This window comes from Weissella cibaria, from assembly GCF_004521965.1.
Classification (GTDB): Bacteria; Bacillota; Bacilli; order Lactobacillales; family Lactobacillaceae; genus Weissella; species Weissella cibaria_A.
In genome coordinates this window covers 1-651 of sequence record NZ_SDGK01000100.1, presented here as the reverse complement: position 1 = coordinate 651, position 651 = coordinate 1, and the positions used below count along the sequence as shown (strand labels likewise).

The following is a 651-nucleotide window of genomic DNA, read 5'->3' as shown; positions in this document are numbered from 1 at the left end:
TATGCTTTGTCAACACAGATGTTGATATATAGCTATTCTGATCGTTCTAGTAAATTTGATATATTCAACTTACTAGAACGATTTTTGTTTTGAAAATCTTGGTTACATGGTTTTTGACACACTTGAATAAACCTTGAGGGTATGAAGTTTTTTTCAAGGCTGTTAAGCTAACTATGACCCAAGCGTTTTACAATGATCTGGCTAGCTCGTATGAGTAAAATTGATTGGTGGTTATAAAGGTAATGAATCGTCTTGATAAGGCGATCCATTGAGGAAACGAGTAATGGCTTCTTTCGAGTTGCTGTTGCTCGTTTCTTTTCGTATCTATCCCTAATGTGGTTTGGCTGCGCAGTTGAACTAATCATATTTACAACTGTCCAATAAAGGATCTTTCGGACATGTGGGTTACCGTGCTTGGTGATGTGGCGCTGTGCGACGTAATCACCAGATTGAATCTCCGTTAAATCAAGCCCAATAAAACTATTTAACTGAGAACGCTTTTCAAACCGTCGAATATCACCGATTAAGCGAACCGCGGTATTGTCAGCCATTCCAGGAATGCTTAAGAGAATCTTGAATTCGGGTAAGGCCTTCGCTACGTCAACCGTGTTGGCAATGACAACTTCTCGTTTCACAGTCATTTTAATGATG

1 protein-coding gene is annotated in these 651 nt (G+C 39.2%); it reads right to left on the bottom strand.

The annotated features are described in order from the left end of the window. Window positions 1-167: 167 nt before the first annotated feature. Window positions 168-651, bottom strand: a 484-nt coding sequence (locus EST42_RS10230) for a transposase (RefSeq protein WP_134645317.1), incomplete at its 5' end; no start/stop codon positions are given.